Annotated in this window: 11 protein-coding genes and 1 tRNA gene; 7 read left to right on the top strand and 5 right to left on the bottom strand. The window is 42.0% G+C overall.

Going from position 1 to position 17,208, the window contains the following annotated elements:
* Positions 1 to 44 precede the first annotated feature (44 nt).
* On the bottom strand, positions 45 to 551 hold the full coding sequence (locus HHA42_RS06525; RefSeq protein WP_168525861.1) for a cysteine peptidase family C39 domain-containing protein: 507 nt from the start codon (positions 549 to 551) through the stop codon (positions 45 to 47).
* 218 nt (positions 552 to 769) lie between these two features.
* Here HHA42_RS06525 and ahcY point away from each other — a divergent pair, with 218 nt between their 5' ends.
* From ahcY to HHA42_RS06495, 6 genes are all read left to right on the top strand, one after another.
* Entirely contained in the window at positions 770 to 2,152 is a 1,383-nt protein-coding gene (gene ahcY, locus HHA42_RS06520; RefSeq protein ID WP_136144189.1) for an adenosylhomocysteinase, read from the top strand.
* Positions 2,153 to 2,367: 215 nt separating this feature from the next.
* Entirely contained in the window at positions 2,368 to 3,204 is an 837-nt protein-coding gene (gene metF, locus HHA42_RS06515; RefSeq protein ID WP_168525859.1) for a methylenetetrahydrofolate reductase [NAD(P)H], read from the top strand.
* A gap of 36 nt (positions 3,205 to 3,240) precedes the next feature.
* Positions 3,241 to 3,957, top strand: coding sequence for a 16S rRNA (uracil(1498)-N(3))-methyltransferase (locus tag HHA42_RS06510; RefSeq protein WP_168525857.1), 717 nt, complete (start codon positions 3,241 to 3,243; stop codon positions 3,955 to 3,957).
* Between the two features lie 182 nt (positions 3,958 to 4,139).
* Positions 4,140 to 7,016: an EAL domain-containing protein gene (locus tag HHA42_RS06505; RefSeq protein ID WP_168525855.1), complete on the top strand. Its 2,877-nt coding sequence runs from the start codon at positions 4,140 to 4,142 to the stop codon at positions 7,014 to 7,016.
* A gap of 138 nt (positions 7,017 to 7,154) precedes the next feature.
* Positions 7,155 to 9,434, top strand: a complete 2,280-nt coding sequence (locus HHA42_RS06500) for an NADP-dependent malic enzyme (protein WP_168461193.1) — start codon at positions 7,155 to 7,157, stop codon at positions 9,432 to 9,434.
* A gap of 102 nt (positions 9,435 to 9,536) precedes the next feature.
* Positions 9,537 to 10,772 carry a multifunctional CCA addition/repair protein gene (locus tag HHA42_RS06495; protein ID WP_168525853.1) on the top strand — a complete coding sequence of 412 codons (1,236 nt, stop codon included), beginning with the start codon at positions 9,537 to 9,539 and terminating at the stop codon, positions 10,770 to 10,772.
* Positions 10,773 to 10,931: 159 nt separating this feature from the next.
* On the opposite strand, the gene epmA is transcribed toward HHA42_RS06495, so the two are convergent.
* The 4 genes from epmA to HHA42_RS06475 form a co-directional block, all read right to left on the bottom strand.
* Complete coding sequence (gene epmA / locus HHA42_RS06490; protein WP_168525851.1) at positions 10,932 to 11,912, bottom strand: EF-P lysine aminoacylase EpmA; 981 nt, start codon at positions 11,910 to 11,912, stop codon at positions 10,932 to 10,934.
* Positions 11,909 to 12,976 carry a 4-phosphoerythronate dehydrogenase gene (locus HHA42_RS06485; RefSeq protein WP_168525849.1) on the bottom strand — a complete coding sequence of 356 codons (1,068 nt, stop codon included), beginning with the start codon at positions 12,974 to 12,976 and terminating at the stop codon, positions 11,909 to 11,911. The genes epmA and HHA42_RS06485 overlap by 4 nt, the downstream gene beginning before the upstream one ends.
* 160 nt (positions 12,977 to 13,136) lie before the next feature.
* Positions 13,137 to 13,226 (bottom strand) — tRNA-Ser (locus HHA42_RS06480).
* A 129-nt stretch (positions 13,227 to 13,355) separates the two neighbouring features.
* On the bottom strand, positions 13,356 to 15,389 hold the full coding sequence (locus HHA42_RS06475) for an NADPH-dependent 2,4-dienoyl-CoA reductase (RefSeq protein WP_168525847.1): 2,034 nt from the start codon (positions 15,387 to 15,389) through the stop codon (positions 13,356 to 13,358).
* 360 nt (positions 15,390 to 15,749) lie between these two features.
* Here HHA42_RS06475 and argG point away from each other — a divergent pair, with 360 nt between their 5' ends.
* Positions 15,750 to 17,093, top strand: coding sequence for an argininosuccinate synthase (gene argG / locus HHA42_RS06470; RefSeq protein ID WP_168525845.1), 1,344 nt, complete (start codon positions 15,750 to 15,752; stop codon positions 17,091 to 17,093).
* The last annotated feature ends 115 nt before the right edge of the window (positions 17,094 to 17,208 follow it).

Below are 17,208 nucleotides of genomic sequence, written 5' to 3'. Positions count from 1 at the left end.
TGCTGCTTTCACTTTGGATTATTGAAAGACATTTCAATCATATTTTAAACATCTACCACAATCACTTGTCTGCAAATACCTGCTTGCTGACGTTGTTGCTCAAAAACAGCCGCAGGCATAGGCTCAAAACTGTCAAAAAAACAGATTTCAGCTTCGTCTATTGAATATACCAGTGAATGATTGCCCTCACCGTCTAAAGTATCGTAATACACAATCACAAATTTATTTGCATCAAAGGCTTGCTGAATTTGGGTATAAGCAATAGGCGCTAATATAGGCAATTTTAGCTGTTCAGCTTTTGTATAACTCAACTTTTCTGAATCTTGTAGATCAGGGTCAGGGTCTGTGTAAAACTGCACATTAAAACCGAATTTTTTCAGACCAACTGCCAGACCAATCGTGGTTGTACCCTGCTCAGGTGTATAGCCACAGACATCAATTAATTGTTGAATATCGGCATCAATGCCTAAATGTTGTAATAACATCCAAACCGCGTAAATACCACAATTGGCTTCAAGCTCTGCCAATTCAGAAGGAAGCTCCACCGCCATGCTTTCGCCCCAAAATATAATTGTGTTGATAATAAACAAAACATGATTGGAACTAAATCAATTTCCAAGTACAATATTGCGCTAGTCGAGGGATGCTGCGACGTTTTACAGGCACTAAATGTAAAATCGCCAGGCTCGACCAGCGTAGCATATCCATTGCTATGCAAGAAACGGCATCCGCGAACTGAATGATCAATTGTTTTTTTAAGGAGATCGTGATGAACGCGGTTAATGCTTCATTTACAGATTATAAAGTTGCCGATATCACCCTAGCTGATTTTGGCCGTAAAGAAATCAAACTTGCAGAAGCTGAAATGCCAGCATTAATGGGCTTGCGTAAACGCTACTCAGCTGCAAAACCACTTGCAGGCGCGAAAATTCTCGGCTGTATCCACATGACCATTCAAACTGCTGTTTTAATTGAAACATTGGTTGAATTAGGCGCAGAAGTTCGTTGGACATCTTGTAACATCTTCTCTACTCAAGACCATGCTGCGGCAGCAATTGCAGCATCTGGCGTGCCTGTTTTTGCTTGGAAAGGCGAAACTGAGGAAGAATATGTATGGTGTCTTGAGCAACAAATTAATGTAAACGGCACACCTTGGGATGCCAATATGATTCTGGACGATGGCGGTGACTTAACTGCACTTGTTCATGAGAAATATCCTGCATTATTAGAGCGTATTCACGGTATTACCGAAGAAACCACAACTGGCGTACAACGTCTGATTGAAATGTGGAAAGATGGTTCTTTAAAAGTACCTGCCATTAACGTCAATGACTCAGTGACGAAATCTAAAAACGACAACAAATACGGGTGCCGCCACTCGCTCAATGATGCAATCAAACGCGGTACAGACATGCTATTGTCTGGTCGTCGTGCATTAGTGATTGGTTATGGTGACGTAGGTAAAGGTTCTGCGCAATCTTTACGTCAAGAAGGCATGATTGTACGTGTTTCTGAAATTGACCCAATTTGTGCAATGCAAGCATGTATGGATGGCTACGAAGTTGTATCTCCATATAACAATGGCGTGCAAACAGGCAACAAAGCCGATGTCAACCAAGAACTTCTTCAAAACACTGACTTGATTGTGACCACTACAGGTAACTATCACGTGTGTGATGCTGCCATGCTTGATACCTTAAAAGCAGGTGCGGTTGTATGTAACATTGGTCACTTCGACACTGAAATCGACACCAACTACCTACGTGGCTATAAGTGGGTTGAAGTGAAGCCTCAAGTACACCAAGTGTACCGTTCAGAAAACGAAAACGATTATTTAATCTTACTTTCTGAAGGTCGTTTAGTGAACTTGGGTAATGCGACAGGTCACCCATCACGCATTATGGATGGTTCATTTGCAAACCAAGTGTTGGCTCAAATGCACTTATTTGCAGAAAAATTTGCAGACCTACCTGCAGAGCAAAAACAAGCAGCTATTCGTGTTGAAATCTTACCTAAAAAACTAGATGAAGAAGTTGCTGCAGCAATGGTTGCTGGTTTCGGTGGTGTATTAACTCAATTGACCCAAGTTCAAGCGGACTATTTAGGGGTTGCAGTTGAAGGTCCATTTAAAGCGGACGCTTATAAATACTAAGTTTTCAATTCCTCTCCCTAACCCTCTCCTGAGCGTACTTCAAGCACTGCTTTGAAGTTCAGCGCAAGAGAGGAAATTATTCATTGTTTAATGAATGTATTCGAGGGTAAGTCCTCTCCTGAGCAAGTTTAAAGCACTGCTTTTAAACCCAGCGCAAGAGAGGATTTAGGAGAGGTGAAAGAATACAAATAAGTATTTATAAAAAGGATTTAACTATGTCGAAACAAGTTCCTATTTCATTCGAATTTTTCCCATCTAAAACCGATGTAGGTGCAGAAAAACTCAAAGTTGTACATCAAGAATTACAACTTCTAAAACCTGAATTTTTCTCAATCACTTATGGTGCTGGCGGTTCAACGCGTGAGCGCACGTTATCGGCCATTAGTGATTTAAATGGTAAAGGCACACCTGTCGCACCGCATTTATCTTGTATTGGTGATGATAAAGCACGCATTGCTGAATTGCTTGATATCTATAAAGCACAAGGTATTGATCGTATTGTGGCTTTACGTGGTGATTTACCTTCAGGTCAGGTGGGTTTAGGCGAATTGCCATACGCATCGGACTTGGTACGCTTTATTCGCGAACATTCAGGTGATTACTTTCACATTGAAGTTGCGGCTTATCCTGAAATGCATCCTCAAGCAGATAACTTTGATCACGACATTCAAAACTTTGTGACCAAAGTCAATGCAGGTGCAAATGCTGCCATTACCCAGCTCTTTTTCAATCCAGATGCTTACTTCTATTTCATAGAACGTATTCAAAAACAAGGGGTGAATATTCCTGTTGCACCAGGCATTATGCCTATTACCAATGCCAGCAATTTAATCCGCTTTGCTGACAGCACAGGTGCAGACATTCCACGCTGGATTCGTAAACAGTTGGCAACTTATGGCGATGATACTGCGTCAATTAAAGCCTTTGGCCATGAAGTGATTATCAAGCTATGTGAACGCCTAATTGCAGGTGGTGCACCAAGTTTGCATTTTTATACCATGAACAATACTGAACCAACACGTCAGCTAGTGACTGATCTTGGTTTGGCTTAATCCTTTACCTTTTATTCACCTGAACGAGTAAGACCTATGCCCCGTTTTTATATTGAGGCTGATTTAGTAGTAGATACGCAAGTTGATCTGACTGAAACAGTATTTCATCACTGGGTTAAAGTCTTGCGTGCTCAAGTGGGTGATTGCGCCACCTTGTTTAATGGACAAGGTGGTGAATATCAGGTTGAGCTTACCGAAATTGCAAAAAAAACAGCCTGTGTCCGAGTTCAAGACTTCAATCCAGACAATCGCACACCTCGCTTTAGCACTGTATTAGGTCAAGTCATGAGCAAGGGTGACCGTATGGATTACGCAATTCAAAAAGCAGTGGAGCTTGGGGTGACTGAAATTCAGTTGCTGACTTCAGAGCGTTGTGAAATGCGTTTGAAATATGATCGAGATCAAAAAAAACTGGATCACTGGCAAGGTATTGCCATTGCAGCTTGTGAGCAATGCGGTATGAATCTTGTGCCTAAAATTTTAGCGCCCTTAAGTCTATCTGACTGGTTGAATGGTGATTTACCACACACCAAGCTGGTTCTTGCGCCGAATAAAGAACAAGTGAATGTATTGGATAACGCAAGCCAAGATTTTGCTCTATTGATTGGCCCTGAAGGTGGATTAAGTGAAGCTGAAATTGCTGCTGCAAACGCTGTTGGCTTTCAGAACTGGTGTATTGGCGCACGTGTTTTACGCACTGAAACCGCGCCAGTAGTAGCATTATCGATTCTAAATTATACGATGGATAAATAATTTATCTGTTTTTGCAGATTTACCCTGTAAACACGTTGCTTTTTACGATTTACATGATTAATCTCAAGCCATATATTAAAAATATCTGTCTAAAATTCAATCACAAAACACCGAGAATTTTAGCAGCAACAAGTTATTTAAAAATAGAAGTCATTTGATCATTTGTTAGACTTTGGGGATATATGTCAGACGTTCAGGATGAGTTGTTACAGCAATATTTATATGCTGCGCAAATAACCAATACGATTCGACTGCTGCGCTTTTTTTTAGTCAGCATCGCAATTGTCTGTCTGTATGTGTTTTTTATTTACCAATATTCTTTTGCTCATTCATCTATTTATTTTAATGTGTGGTTTATTCTGACCGAATTAACCATAGGTTCGTGTCTACTTTTAACCGCAGTCCATTTTAAAGCAGGACAATATCAGCTAGAGCATGCGCATAGCTGGTTAAAATTGGTATGTTTTCTGACAGGCACGGCCATCGCATTTGGCGTCAGCTTACTGTACTACTATTTGCCGCAGCACAATCTTGAACTCAGCAGCTACGAAGCCATTATTTTAGCGGCATTGCTGATTATTGTCAGTCAGACCTTTGCCCTGACCTTCTTAACGCAACGTCTCAGTTATTTTTGTTGGGTGTTTATACCTGCGATTTTACCTTATATCGCTGCGCAATTTTTAATTCGCACAGAAAACTCGGCCTTCTTTTTCGTGGCCACTAACTTTGCTCTCATTACCTTGCTCATTTGCGCCAATACTTCTATGCACATGCATCGGCGTTTATCGAGTGTTTATTTTAAAAACAACCAATTCAAAAAAACGGCCGAACAACAAGTGGAATGGACAGATCAGCTCTGCCAACAATTACAAGCTGAAATGAACAAGTCCAAAGACATTGAGCAGCAACTCCAATTCAACAATCAAATGCTAGAACAAAAAGTAAGAGAACGTACCTTTGACTTAGAACAAACGCACCAAGATTTAATCAATCAACAACATAGTTTAATTTTGGCACATGAAGCCGCAGGTCTAAAAGCATGGGACTGGAATATACGGCAACGCAGTATTGTCTTTGGTAGTGGCGCACAGCAAACTCCTTTAGAGAATACTAAACAGCATCGGAATAAATTACAGCAACTGATTCACCCTGATGATATTCCGCACTTTCACCAAACCATGAAACAACATTTACGGGGTCTAACTGAACGCTATCAAGCCACATATCGCGTACAACATAGTTCAGGTCAATGGTATTGGGTGCATGATATTGGGCGGGTGATTGAGCGTGATCCTGTCACCAATAAACCTTTACGCATGGTGGGGATTCGCCGTGACATTCACCAAGAACGGATTGGGCAAGAACGCTTAAAACTCACTGCCAGCGTACTTGAACAGGCAGCCGAAGGTATTTTTATTTTAGATGAAAACCTACGCTATATTGAAGCCAATCCATTCTATGCACAAATGAGCGGATTTAAACGCGACCATATTTTAGGCAAATATCTGTTTGATTTGGTCGAGTCCCACAAAGCACATCAACGCATTACGCAAGAAGAAATTCTTCAACAATTGCTCAGCACAGGTAAATATGATGCTGAAATGAATACAAGATTCCGCTCTGGTAAAGAACTCGCAGTTCGTGTGCATATCAATGCCGTCACCGATGAGCAAAACCGCATTATTAATTATATTGGGATTGTGTCTGATTTAACCGAACATAAACTACAAGAACAACGTCTATCCTATTTAGAAAATTACGACCCACTGACCGACTTGCCTAATCGCTTTTACTATAATTATCAACTACATCAATATCTTATTTCGCAGCAAGATTCATTGCAGCAATTGGCGGTCATTCGACTCAATATTGACCGTTTCAGACCTTTAAATGAATATTTAAGCAATAATGGTGGCGATGAATTACTCCGTCAAGTGGCGCAGCGTTTACGCATCACCAATGCCGAAGCGCTGTTTGTCGCGCACTTAAATGGCGATGATTTTGCAATTGTGTATGAAATTTCTCATATTCGCCCTTCTATACAGCAGCACTGTGAACGCATCACCAAAGCCTTTAATTTGCCGTTTAATGTGCAGGGACAAGAACATATTATTACCCTGTCGATGGGGGTTTCCCTCTATCCTGAACATGGACGCCAGCTGGATTATCTGAATAATTGTGCAGAACAAGCCTTGTCTGAAGCCAAGCGTTTGGGTGGTAATACCGTTAAATATTACGCTTTAGACAACACCAAACTGCTAGAACAAGATGTGCATTTAGAGCGTGACTTACGCCAAGCCATTAAAAATGATGAGTTAATTGTATATTATCAACCTAAAATTGATTTCCATAATTATCAGGTAGTTGGGTTTGAAGCATTGGTGCGCTGGAAACATCCAACCAAAGGCATTATTCCACCGAACCTATTTATTCCTATTGCGGAACAAACCAGTTTAATTTCCGATATTGGTCGGGTTGTAATTCAACAAACTGCCAAGCAAATTCGTGAATGGAATCTGTTAGGTTTTGATCATATCCAAGTATCGGTTAATGTAGTTGCACAACAACTGCAACGTGGTCAATTGCTGCAAGATTTAGATGATGCGATTAATACCTATCAAATTTCAGGTGCAAGCTTAGAATTAGAAATTACCGAATCCTCTTTAGTGGAAAACTCCACAACCGTGAAGTCTTTATTAGATGAAATTAAACAACGTGATATTCATATCGCCTTAGATGATTTTGGTACAGGCTATTCTTCACTTTCTTACTTAACAGACTTCCCAATTGACAGTTTAAAAATAGACCGTAGCTTTGTTTCTAAAATTGGGAATACCAAACAAGAAGCCATTGTTAGTGCCATGATTGCTATGGGCAAAGCCATGGGCATGAGTGTGGTGGCTGAAGGGATTGAAACTGAACAGCAGTTACAGTATTTGCAGAATTTGAAATGTGACATTGCGCAAGGCTATTTATTTTCCAAGCCTTTACCTGAACAGGAAGCAACGCTGTTTCTACAAGCACGTCAGGACTCACGCGCTTATAGCTCCTTAATCTGAAACTAGACCCGAAAGCTCTAAGTTTGCTCTAAAAATAAACAGCAACGACTGTGCTAATAGGGCAAGTAATGGTATATTCGATAGGATTCATAAAAATCCACCAGCACCGCTGGCTAACTTGTCACATACGAGATTCAGATGGACGATCAATCATTAAAACAGCAGGCACTTTACTATCACGAATTTCCAACACCAGGAAAAATCAGCGTTACACCAAGTAAGCAGCTGGTCAATCAACGTGACTTAGCGCTCGCTTACTCCCCAGGTGTCGCAGCACCATGTTTAGAGATTGAACGTGATCCTTCAAAAGCAGCACTTTACACCGCACGTGGTAACTTGGTTGCTGTAGTCAGTAACGGTACAGCTGTACTCGGTTTAGGGAATATTGGTCCTTTAGCCTCTAAACCTGTAATGGAAGGTAAAGGCGTACTCTTCAAAAAGTTTGCTGGTGTCGATGTCTTTGATATTGAAATTGCTGAAAATGATCCAGACAAAATTGTCGATATTGTTGCCGCGTTAGAACCGACTTTTGGTGGGATTAACCTTGAAGATATCAAGGCGCCAGAATGTTTCTACATCGAGAAAAAACTACGTGAACGCATGAACATTCCTGTGTTCCACGATGACCAACACGGTACTTCAATTATTGTAGGTTCTGCCCTGCTCAATGCCTTGTTACTCAATGGCAAAAAAATTGATGAAATTAAAATCGTCGCTTCAGGCGCAGGTGCAGCAGCACTATCTTGCTTGGACTTGTTATGTGCCTTGGGTGCAAAAAAAGAAAATATCATTGTTGCTGACTCTCGCGGCCTAATCACCACTAAGCGTGAAGGTTTAGATGAGTCGAAAAAACGCTATATGCAAGATATTGAAGGAACACAAATTGCCGATGTCATTGGCGGTGCTGATATGTTCCTTGGTCTTTCTGCAGCAGGAATCTTGACCAAAGCCATGGTTAAAGAAATGGCTGAAAATCCAATCATCTTTGCTTTGGCCAACCCAGACCCAGAAATTTTGCCTGAACATGCGCACGAAGTACGTCCAGATGTCATCATGGCAACAGGTCGTTCTGACTATCCAAACCAAGTGAATAATGCACTGTGCTTCCCGTATATTTTCCGTGGCGCGTTAGATGTGGGTGCAACCACCATCAACGAAGAAATGAAAATTGCGTGTGTACATGCCATTGCGCGTATGGCGCACATCGAAGCGGATGCCGCTACCTATGGTGAAAAATCTGCATCTTTCGGTCGTGACTATTTAATTCCACGTCCGCTTGATCAGCGTTTGATTCTTGAAATTGCACCTGCTGTTGCTCAGGCAGCAATGGACTCTGGCGTTGCAAGCCGTCCAATTCAAGACTTCTCAGCGTATCGTCAACGTCTATCTGAGTTTGTTTACAACTCAGCATTTATGATGAAGCCAATTTTTGCACAGGCTAAAACTGATCCAAAACGTATTGCTTATGCCGAAGGTGAAGATTTACGTGTATTGCGTGCAGTACAAATTGCAGTAGATGAAGGCTTGGCAAAACCAATTTTGGTGGGTCGTACTGCGGTCATTGAAGCGAATATCAAAAAATTAGGTTTACGTCTTGAACACGGTGTCAATATTGAAATCGTTGATCAGGAAAACAACCCAAATTACGAAAAATTCGCAGAAGATTATTACACCACTATGCAGCGTAAAGGGGTTACACCTGAGTATGCACAACGTGAAGCACGTCGTCGCTCTACCCTTATTGCGTCAATGTTGGTGAAACACGGTTTAGCAGATGGTATGTTGTGTGGTACTTACTCAAGCTATGACATTCACCTTGATTTCGTGAAAAATGTAATTGGTTTAAAAGAAGGCCGTACCAACTTCTTTACCCTAAATGCATTAATGCTTGAAGACCGCAACCTGTTTATTGCAGACACCTATGTCAACACCAACCCAACTGCTGAGCAGCTTGCTGAAATGACTATTTTGGCTGCTGAAGAAGTACGTCGTTTTGGTATGACACCACGTGTTGCTTTATTGTCACACTCTAGCTTTGGCTCTGACCAACAAGACCCAAGCGCACAAAAAATGCGTAAAGTGTTTGAAATTTTGAGCGAAATTGCACCTGAGCTTGAAGTTGAAGGTGAAATGCACGGTGATGCAGCATTAGACGAAAATATCCGTCAATTTGCTTTCCCGAACTCACGCTTCAAAGGTTCTGCAAACTTGTTGATTATGCCTAACTTAGATTCTGCAAATATTTCATTTAACTTGTTGAAATCTACTTCTGGTAACAATGTCACAATTGGCCCAATCTTATTGGGTGCAGCGAAACCTGTACACATCTTGACGCCAACTGCTACGACACGTCGTGTAGTGAATATGACTGCGTTAACCGTTGCTGAAATTCAACAAACGGAACGTGACAGCCTATAATTTATAGATACTCCATGCAATTCTGAGCCATTGACTCAGAATTATGGACTTGAGAAAACCTCTATTCTGTAGCATGATTGCTTGAAGAATAGAGGTTTTTTCATGCAAGTTTATTTAGTAGGCGGTGCAGTTCGAGATCACTTGCTCGGTCACCCCTATCACGAAAAAGATTATGTTGTAGTTGGTGCGACGCCCGACCAACTCCTGACTCAAGGCTTTCAGCCTGTGGGCAAAGACTTCCCTGTTTTTCTACACCCAGACACCAAAGACGAATATGCACTTGCCCGAACTGAACGCAAGTCGGGTCATGGTTATCATGGTTTTGAGTTTTATACAGACCCGAGTGTGACTTTAGAAGAAGATTTAATTCGTCGTGACCTGACCATCAATGCTATGGCGATGGATGATGAAGGCACTGTTTACGACCCGTACGGTGGGCAGCAAGACTTATGCAATAAAGTCCTGCGTCATGTGTCTGATGCCTTTGCAGAAGACCCTTTGCGTGTATTACGCATTGCACGATTCGCTGCACGTTATCACGGCTTGGGTTTTCAGGTTGCCCCTGAAACCTTGTTGCTAATGCAGCAACTTGCAGAATCAGGCGAACTACAGGCGCTGACACCGGAGCGTGTCTGGAAAGAAACTTCGCGTGCGTTGATGGAAGAACGTGCTGATGTTTATTTTGAAACTTTACGTGCCTGTGGTGCTTTAAAAGTTTTATTCCCTGAGTTGGATGCACTGTTTGGTATTCCACAACGTCCTGAGTATCACCCTGAAATTGACAGTGGTTTGCATACCATGATGTCGCTGCAGCAAGCTTGTCGTGCCAATTATTCACTGGATGTACGTTTTGCAGTGCTTCTACATGATTTAGGCAAAGCCCTGACCCCTGCAGACGAATTGCCACGTCACATCATGCATGAAGAACGTGGTTTAAAACCTGTCACAGAAGTGTGTGAGCGACTTAAGGTACCAACGCACACCAAACAACTGGCACTTGCAGTATGTAAGGAGCATTTAAAATGCCATCAGGCGCTGACTTTAAAGCCTGGCACTTTATGGCGTTTATTACAGCGTTTAGATGTATTACGTCGCCCTGAGCGAGTCGAAGCCTTTGTACAAGCCTGTGAATGTGACTCACGAGGTCGCTTAGGTTTGGAAGATCGTGACTACCCGCAAGCGCAATATGTGTTAGAGGCCGTACAAGTTGTGCGAAGCATCAAAGCGCAGGACTTACCTGCGGATATTCAAGGCCCAGATATTGGTGAAATGCTGATTGAACGACGCATTAAAGCCATTGAGCAATTAAAAGCACGCCATTTAGCAGTCACCGCTTAAACTATTGACTCATCTCTTTACCTAGACCAGTTTTAAATAAAAAGCCGCTAGCAATACAACTAGCGGCTTTTTATTCAATCTGAGCCCTGAGGTTTTATCTGCTCAATCAAATTCAATATCAAGCTCTGCCGAAACCTAATGATGCCCCAGCATCATGCTTTAAGCCAATTGAGCAGGAAAACTAATCACCTGTTCTAAACGCATCTGTTTTGTTGCGACCATTAGTAAACGATCTATCCCCAAGGCTATACCTGAACAAGCAGGCATATTGGGCAAAGCTGCCAACAAATATTCATCAATTGGCATCAAATGCAAACCGAGTTGTGCGCGATCAGCATTATCGGCCTCGAAACGTGATCGTAATACCGCTGCATCAATCAGCTCATCATAGGCGTTTGCAAGTTCTAAACCTTCGATATATAACTCAAAGCGAGCAGCGACCAATTCACCATCTGCATCGTTTTTTGTTTTAGCCAATGAAGCCAACTCAGGTGGAAAATCGATTAAAAAAACAGGTGCATCAAACCCTAAACTCGGTTCAACAAAATGAGAGAATAACAGATCGATATATCCTAGACGGTCATCCCCCAAGTCCAAATTCAACCCAAGTCGATGACAACAATCTTTCAGTTGTTGCAGACTCGCCTGCAGTGGGTTTAAATCTAAACGATCCATAAATGCATGTTTATAACTCAGCAGCGTAGGTCGCACTTCGCCAAAACGCTGTTCTAAAGTCAGATTTAGCAAATCTGTGACCTCAAACATTAAATCCTTCAGACTAAACTCAGGGCGATACCATTCCAACATGGTAAATTCGCTATTGTGTTTTCGACCGTGCTCATCATCACGAAACACTTTACAAATTTGATAAATCGGCCCACTGCCACTTGCCAATAAACGCTTCATGGCAAATTCAGGAGAAGTTTGCAAATAATGCGTATGTAGTTTGCCCTGCACATGACGAAGTGCCTGTACAGAAGCCAAATGGACGTCGGTCACCCCTGCTTGTGATAACACGGGTGTTTCAACTTCAAGCACCTCACGCTCAGCAAAAAACTGACGAATTTGTGCATAAAGTTTGGCACGCGCACGCATGCTGTTTAAATCACAGGTGGGTTGATACTGAATTATCGAACTCATGCCTGCGGGCCCCCATGTGCTGCCCATTCACGACGCAAAGGATAGGTTTTTCTTAAATGATCAAAAGCCTGCTGCTCGACTTTGCCATCTTTTAGGCAAGCACGTAAATTGGCATCATCTCGTGCAATATTATAAATTTGAGTTAAATGTGCTTGTAAACTGCTTTTCAGGTCTTGCTTTTGAAAATAGGTTTCACAAGCAGGCAACTGACTTTCAAACGTTTTATTTGCTTCCAAACCGAAAGTTTGACAGAACGCCTGATAGATCATTTGAGTACCTCGCGCTTTACCTTCCAAGCTATAACCCGCAATATGTGGCGTTGCCAAAGCCAGTAAAGCTAGCAGTTCTGCGGAAATTTCTGGTTCGTGTTCAAACACATCTAGTACCACTAGACGCTGGGTACGCTGAATATCATGTATTAACGCAGCTTCTTCAACCACTGGCCCGCGTGCAGAATTAATTAAAATAGCTTGAGGCTTCATACATGCCAATCGTGCTGCATTAATTAAGTGATAAGTTGGATGCTCTCCCGTATCAGTTAAAGGCACATGAATAGAGACAGCGTCTGCCTGTTTTAATAATTCGTCCAAGCTGAATTGTTGAACCTGTGGCAGTTGCACAAAAGGATCATGTGCAATTACATTCCAACCTAACAATTGTGCCATTTTGACCAATCTGGAACCGACATTACCTAACCCAATCACACCAAGCGTAAAGTTTTGATTGGCATGTAGTAATTCAGGCTTGAGATGAAGCAATGCGGTAATCACATACTCACTCACCGCTTGCGCATTACAACCTGCGGCATTTGACCATGCAATACCGTGTTGCTCTATCGCAGGAATATCCAGATGGTCAGTACCAATGGTGGCGCTGCCAATAAATTTAAGCGGAGTATTTTGAATGAGTACTGCATTCACTTGGGTAACGGAACGGACTAATAATGCATCGGCATTTTGAACATCTTCATGCGTCAGGCGGCGCCCTGCTTTATGCTGTATTTCTGCCAAATCTGCAAAGAAATAATCGGTATATGCCAGATTTTCATCTGCAATGATTTTCATATTGCCATCCCATGTGTATTTGCCTGCTTATGATAGCTTGTGTTGTTCGGGATGACTATTCGAGCTGAGATAATCTGAATATGTTTTGTCTATGCTACTTACATTGCATAACCCAAAAGCAATAAAGCCCTGACATTGTCAGGGCTTTATTGCTGATATTTGGCGGAAGCGGTGAGATTCGAACTCACGGAGGACTCACACCCTCGTCGGTTTTCAAGACCGGTGCATTAAACCGCTCTGCCACGCTTCCATGTGCGCAATCATACGAAGCTTTTGATTTGATGACAAGTAAAAAATAGCACCCAGTCATTCAAATGAATATTGTTTCACCAAATTATCTGTATGTTTCATCAAAACAACAGCATAGCACCTAAACTTTTTAAAGTTGTGCTGCCAACTCTGCGCCTTCACGAATAGCACGTTTTGCATCCAACTCTGCAGCAAGTTTCGCACCGCCAATAATGTGATAGTTTGCCAAGGTGTTTTCATCTGCCTTCGGCATTAAGTCTTTTACAGATTCTTGCCCTGCACAGACGACAATACTATCTACACGCAACAGTTGCGATTGCCCAGCCATTTCAATCCACAAACCTTCGTTACTAATGGCTTTATACTGCACCCCACGTAACATACGCACTGCATGTTTTTTCAATTGTGCACGATGCACCCAACCTGATGTTTTACCCAAACCCGCGCCTAAAGCTGTAGTTTTACGCTGTAATAAGTAAATTTCACGAATAGGTGGATGTACTTCTGCAGCCAACATCCCGCCTTCGGTCACATAGTTAGGATTTGGATCTACTCCCCACTCACGCTGCCAATCTACTAATGGTTGCGGCTGTGGCTGATTTTCAGGTTTTAATAAAAACTCGGATACATCAAAACCAATACCGCCCGCACCAATGACAGCAACTTTTTGACCAACCGGTGCGCCACGCAATACTTCAGCATAAGACAATACTTGCGGTGCATCGCTCCCTTCAATTTTTAAGGCGCGTGGTACCACACCTGTTGCAATTACAACTTCATCAAAACCTTCACGTTCTAGTTGTTCACGATTCACTTTGGTATTTAAACGTAAATCGACCCCAGTTTTTTCAATTTGTACTTTAAAGTAGCGAATGGTTTCGTGAAATTCTTCTTTCCCTGGCACAACTTTCGCCAAGTTGAATTGTCCGCCCACTTCATTGCTTGCTTCAAACAAAGTCACTTGATGCCCACGGCTAGCAGCAACTGTAGCTGCAGACATTCCCGCAACACCACCACCGACTACTGCAATACGTTTTGGCTGTTTGGTTTTTTCATAGACCAATTCAGTTTCATAAGCTGCACGTGGATTGACGAGACAGGTCGCACGTTGATTTTTAAAAGTATGATCCAAACACGCTTGGTTACAAGCAATACAGGTATTAATTTCATTGACACGATTGGTTGCAGTTTTATTGACCCAAAACGCATCTGCCAATAATGGGCGTGCCATTTGAATCATATCCGCCTTACCTGCTGCCAAAATTTCTTCTGCTGTATCAGGCATATTAATACGGTTAGAGGCAATCACAGGAGTTTCAACATGCTTTTTCACCTCGGCTGTGTAATCCACAAAAGCAGCACGCGGTACAGATGTCACAATAGTTGGAATACGTGCTTCATGCCAGCCAATACCGGTATTGAGCAAGTTCACCCCTGCCTGCTCTAACGCTTGGGCAACTGTAATTACTTCCTGCATGGTATTACCATCATGCACTAAATCGAGCATAGACAAACGGAAGCAGATAATAAATTTTTCACCAACTTCAGCACGAATGGCTTTCACCACTTCTAAAGCAAAACGCATACGGTTTTCAATCGAACCGCCCCACTGATCTTCACGCTGATTGACATGACGGCTTAAAAACTGATTCAGCAAATAGCCTTCAGAGCCCATAATTTCTACACCATCATAGCCCGCCATTTTGGCTAAATTGGCAGTTTTGGCGTAGTCCTGAATGGTATTTAAAATTTGTCTTTCACTCATTTTACGGGGTTTAAATGGTGAAATTGGTGACTTGATTGGACTTGCAGAAACCACAAAGGGTTGGTAGCCGTAGCGCCCTGCATGCAGAATTTGCATTAAAATTTTGGCACCGTGCTTATGTACCGCGTGTGTCACTAGTCGATGTGGTGCAACATCACCCAGGGTATTCATGGTGCCACCTGCAGGCAATAACCAGCCTTGACGGTTAGGTGAAATACCCCCTGTGATAATCAAGCCCACACCACCTTTGGCACGTTCACCAAAATAAGCTGCAAGCTTTGGATAATTATAAAAGCGATCTTCCAAGCCCGTGTGCATTGAACCCATCACGACACGGTTTTTGATGGTGGTAAATCCTAAATGTAATGGTTTTAGAATATTTGCATAGCGAGTTGTCATGATGAATCCTTATATAATTAGCTTTGCAACTTGTTGCATGAATACTTTAACTGATTTTTATAAACTGTTTATGACTCTAAAGTTCGACTGTGTGGCGCAAACGTCAATCTACCGCTTTCCTTGATCTCAAACTGTTAAAAATAGAGCATTTTAATGATGCCCAAAAAATATCTGTTTTGATTATCATCTTCTATCCTCAGTTTGCCATTTCTAAATGAAAATTTAAGCGAGAACCTGATTTTTTTATCAAATGCGCTTTTTAAACGAAAACAAGCATTTTAAAGAGTGCTATAATTTGCAGTTTAGAATTCTCCTTGGCCACCAAATGTGGTGCCTATTTTAAAAAAGTTAGGACTAGCAATGACTGATAATGCAACTATCTTGCAGAATGTACCAGTAGGCAAAAAAGTCGGTATCGCCTTTTCTGGTGGTCTAGATACTTCAGCTGCTTTATTGTGGATGAAGCAAAAAGGCGCTGAACCGTATGCGTATACCGCAAACTTGGGTCAGCCAGATGAAGATGACTATGATGCCATTCCAAAGAAAGCAGAAGAATACGGTGCAGTAAAAGCACGCTTGGTTGACTGTCGTTTACAGTTAGCTTTAGAAGGTATTGCTGCAATTCAATGTGGTGCATTCCATATCAGCACAGGCGGCATGCCTTACTTTAACACTACACCGCTTGGTCGTGCAGTTACGGGCACCATGTTGGTTACCGCTATGAAAGAAGATGACGTCAACATTTGGGGTGACGGCTCAACTTATAAAGGTAACGATATTGAGCGTTTCTACCGTTATGGTTTATTGACTAATCCAGCGCTTAAAATTTATAAGCCTTGGTTAGACCAAACCTTTATTGATGAGTTAGGTGGTCGTGCGGAAATGTCACAATTTCTTATCGATAATGGCTTTGACTATAAAATGTCAAAAGAAAAAGCCTATTCAACTGACTCAAACATGCTAGGTGCAACACACGAAGCCAAAGACCTAGAATATCTTGATGCTGGCATCAAAATTGTTGATCCAATCATGGGCGTGGCGTTCTGGAAAGATGACGTTGAAGTTAAAGCAGAAGAAGTGTCTGTGACTTTTGAAGAAGGTATGCCAGTTGCATTAAACGGTCAGCGCATTGAAAACCCAGTTGAGTTAATTCTTGAAGCCAACCGTATTGGTGGTCGTCATGGTTTGGGTATGTCTGACCAAATCGAAAACCGTATCATCGAAGCGAAATCTCGTGGTATTTATGAAGCACCGGGCATGGCGTTATTGCACATTGCTTATGAGCGTTTAGTGACTGGTATTCATAACGAAGATACGATTGAACAATACCGCATTAACGGTTTACGTTTAGGTCGTTTATTGTATCAAGGTCGCTGGTTCGACTCTCAAGCACTGATGCTACGTGAAACTGCACAACGCTGGGTAGCAAAAGCGATTACAGGTACTGTGACTTTAGAATTACGTCGTGGTAATGACTACACCATCATGAACACTGAATCTCCAAACCTCACTTATGAAGCTGAGCGTTTAACGATGGAAAAAGGTGATTCAATGTTTACGCCAATGGATCGTATTGGTCAGTTGACAATGCGTAACCTTGACATTACCGATACGCGTGCAAAATTAGGCTTGTACACAAACTCAGGTTTATTGTCGATTGGTACAGGTTCTGCTGTGCCACAACTTAAAGACAAAAACAAATAATCTTGATGATTGTCTGCAAAGTCAAAAGCCGCTCAATATGAGTAATGCCAGTCAGTTAAGAGATTGACTGGCTTTTTCTTGGGTATTTTTGAGGTTTTCCTTTTACAACCCTTGG

The organism is Acinetobacter sp. A3, assembly GCF_012371415.1.
In the GTDB taxonomy this organism is placed as follows: Bacteria; Pseudomonadota; Gammaproteobacteria; order Pseudomonadales; family Moraxellaceae; genus Acinetobacter.
The sequence above is the reverse complement of the archived record's forward strand: the minus strand, read 5'-3'. Positions and strand labels throughout refer to the sequence as shown.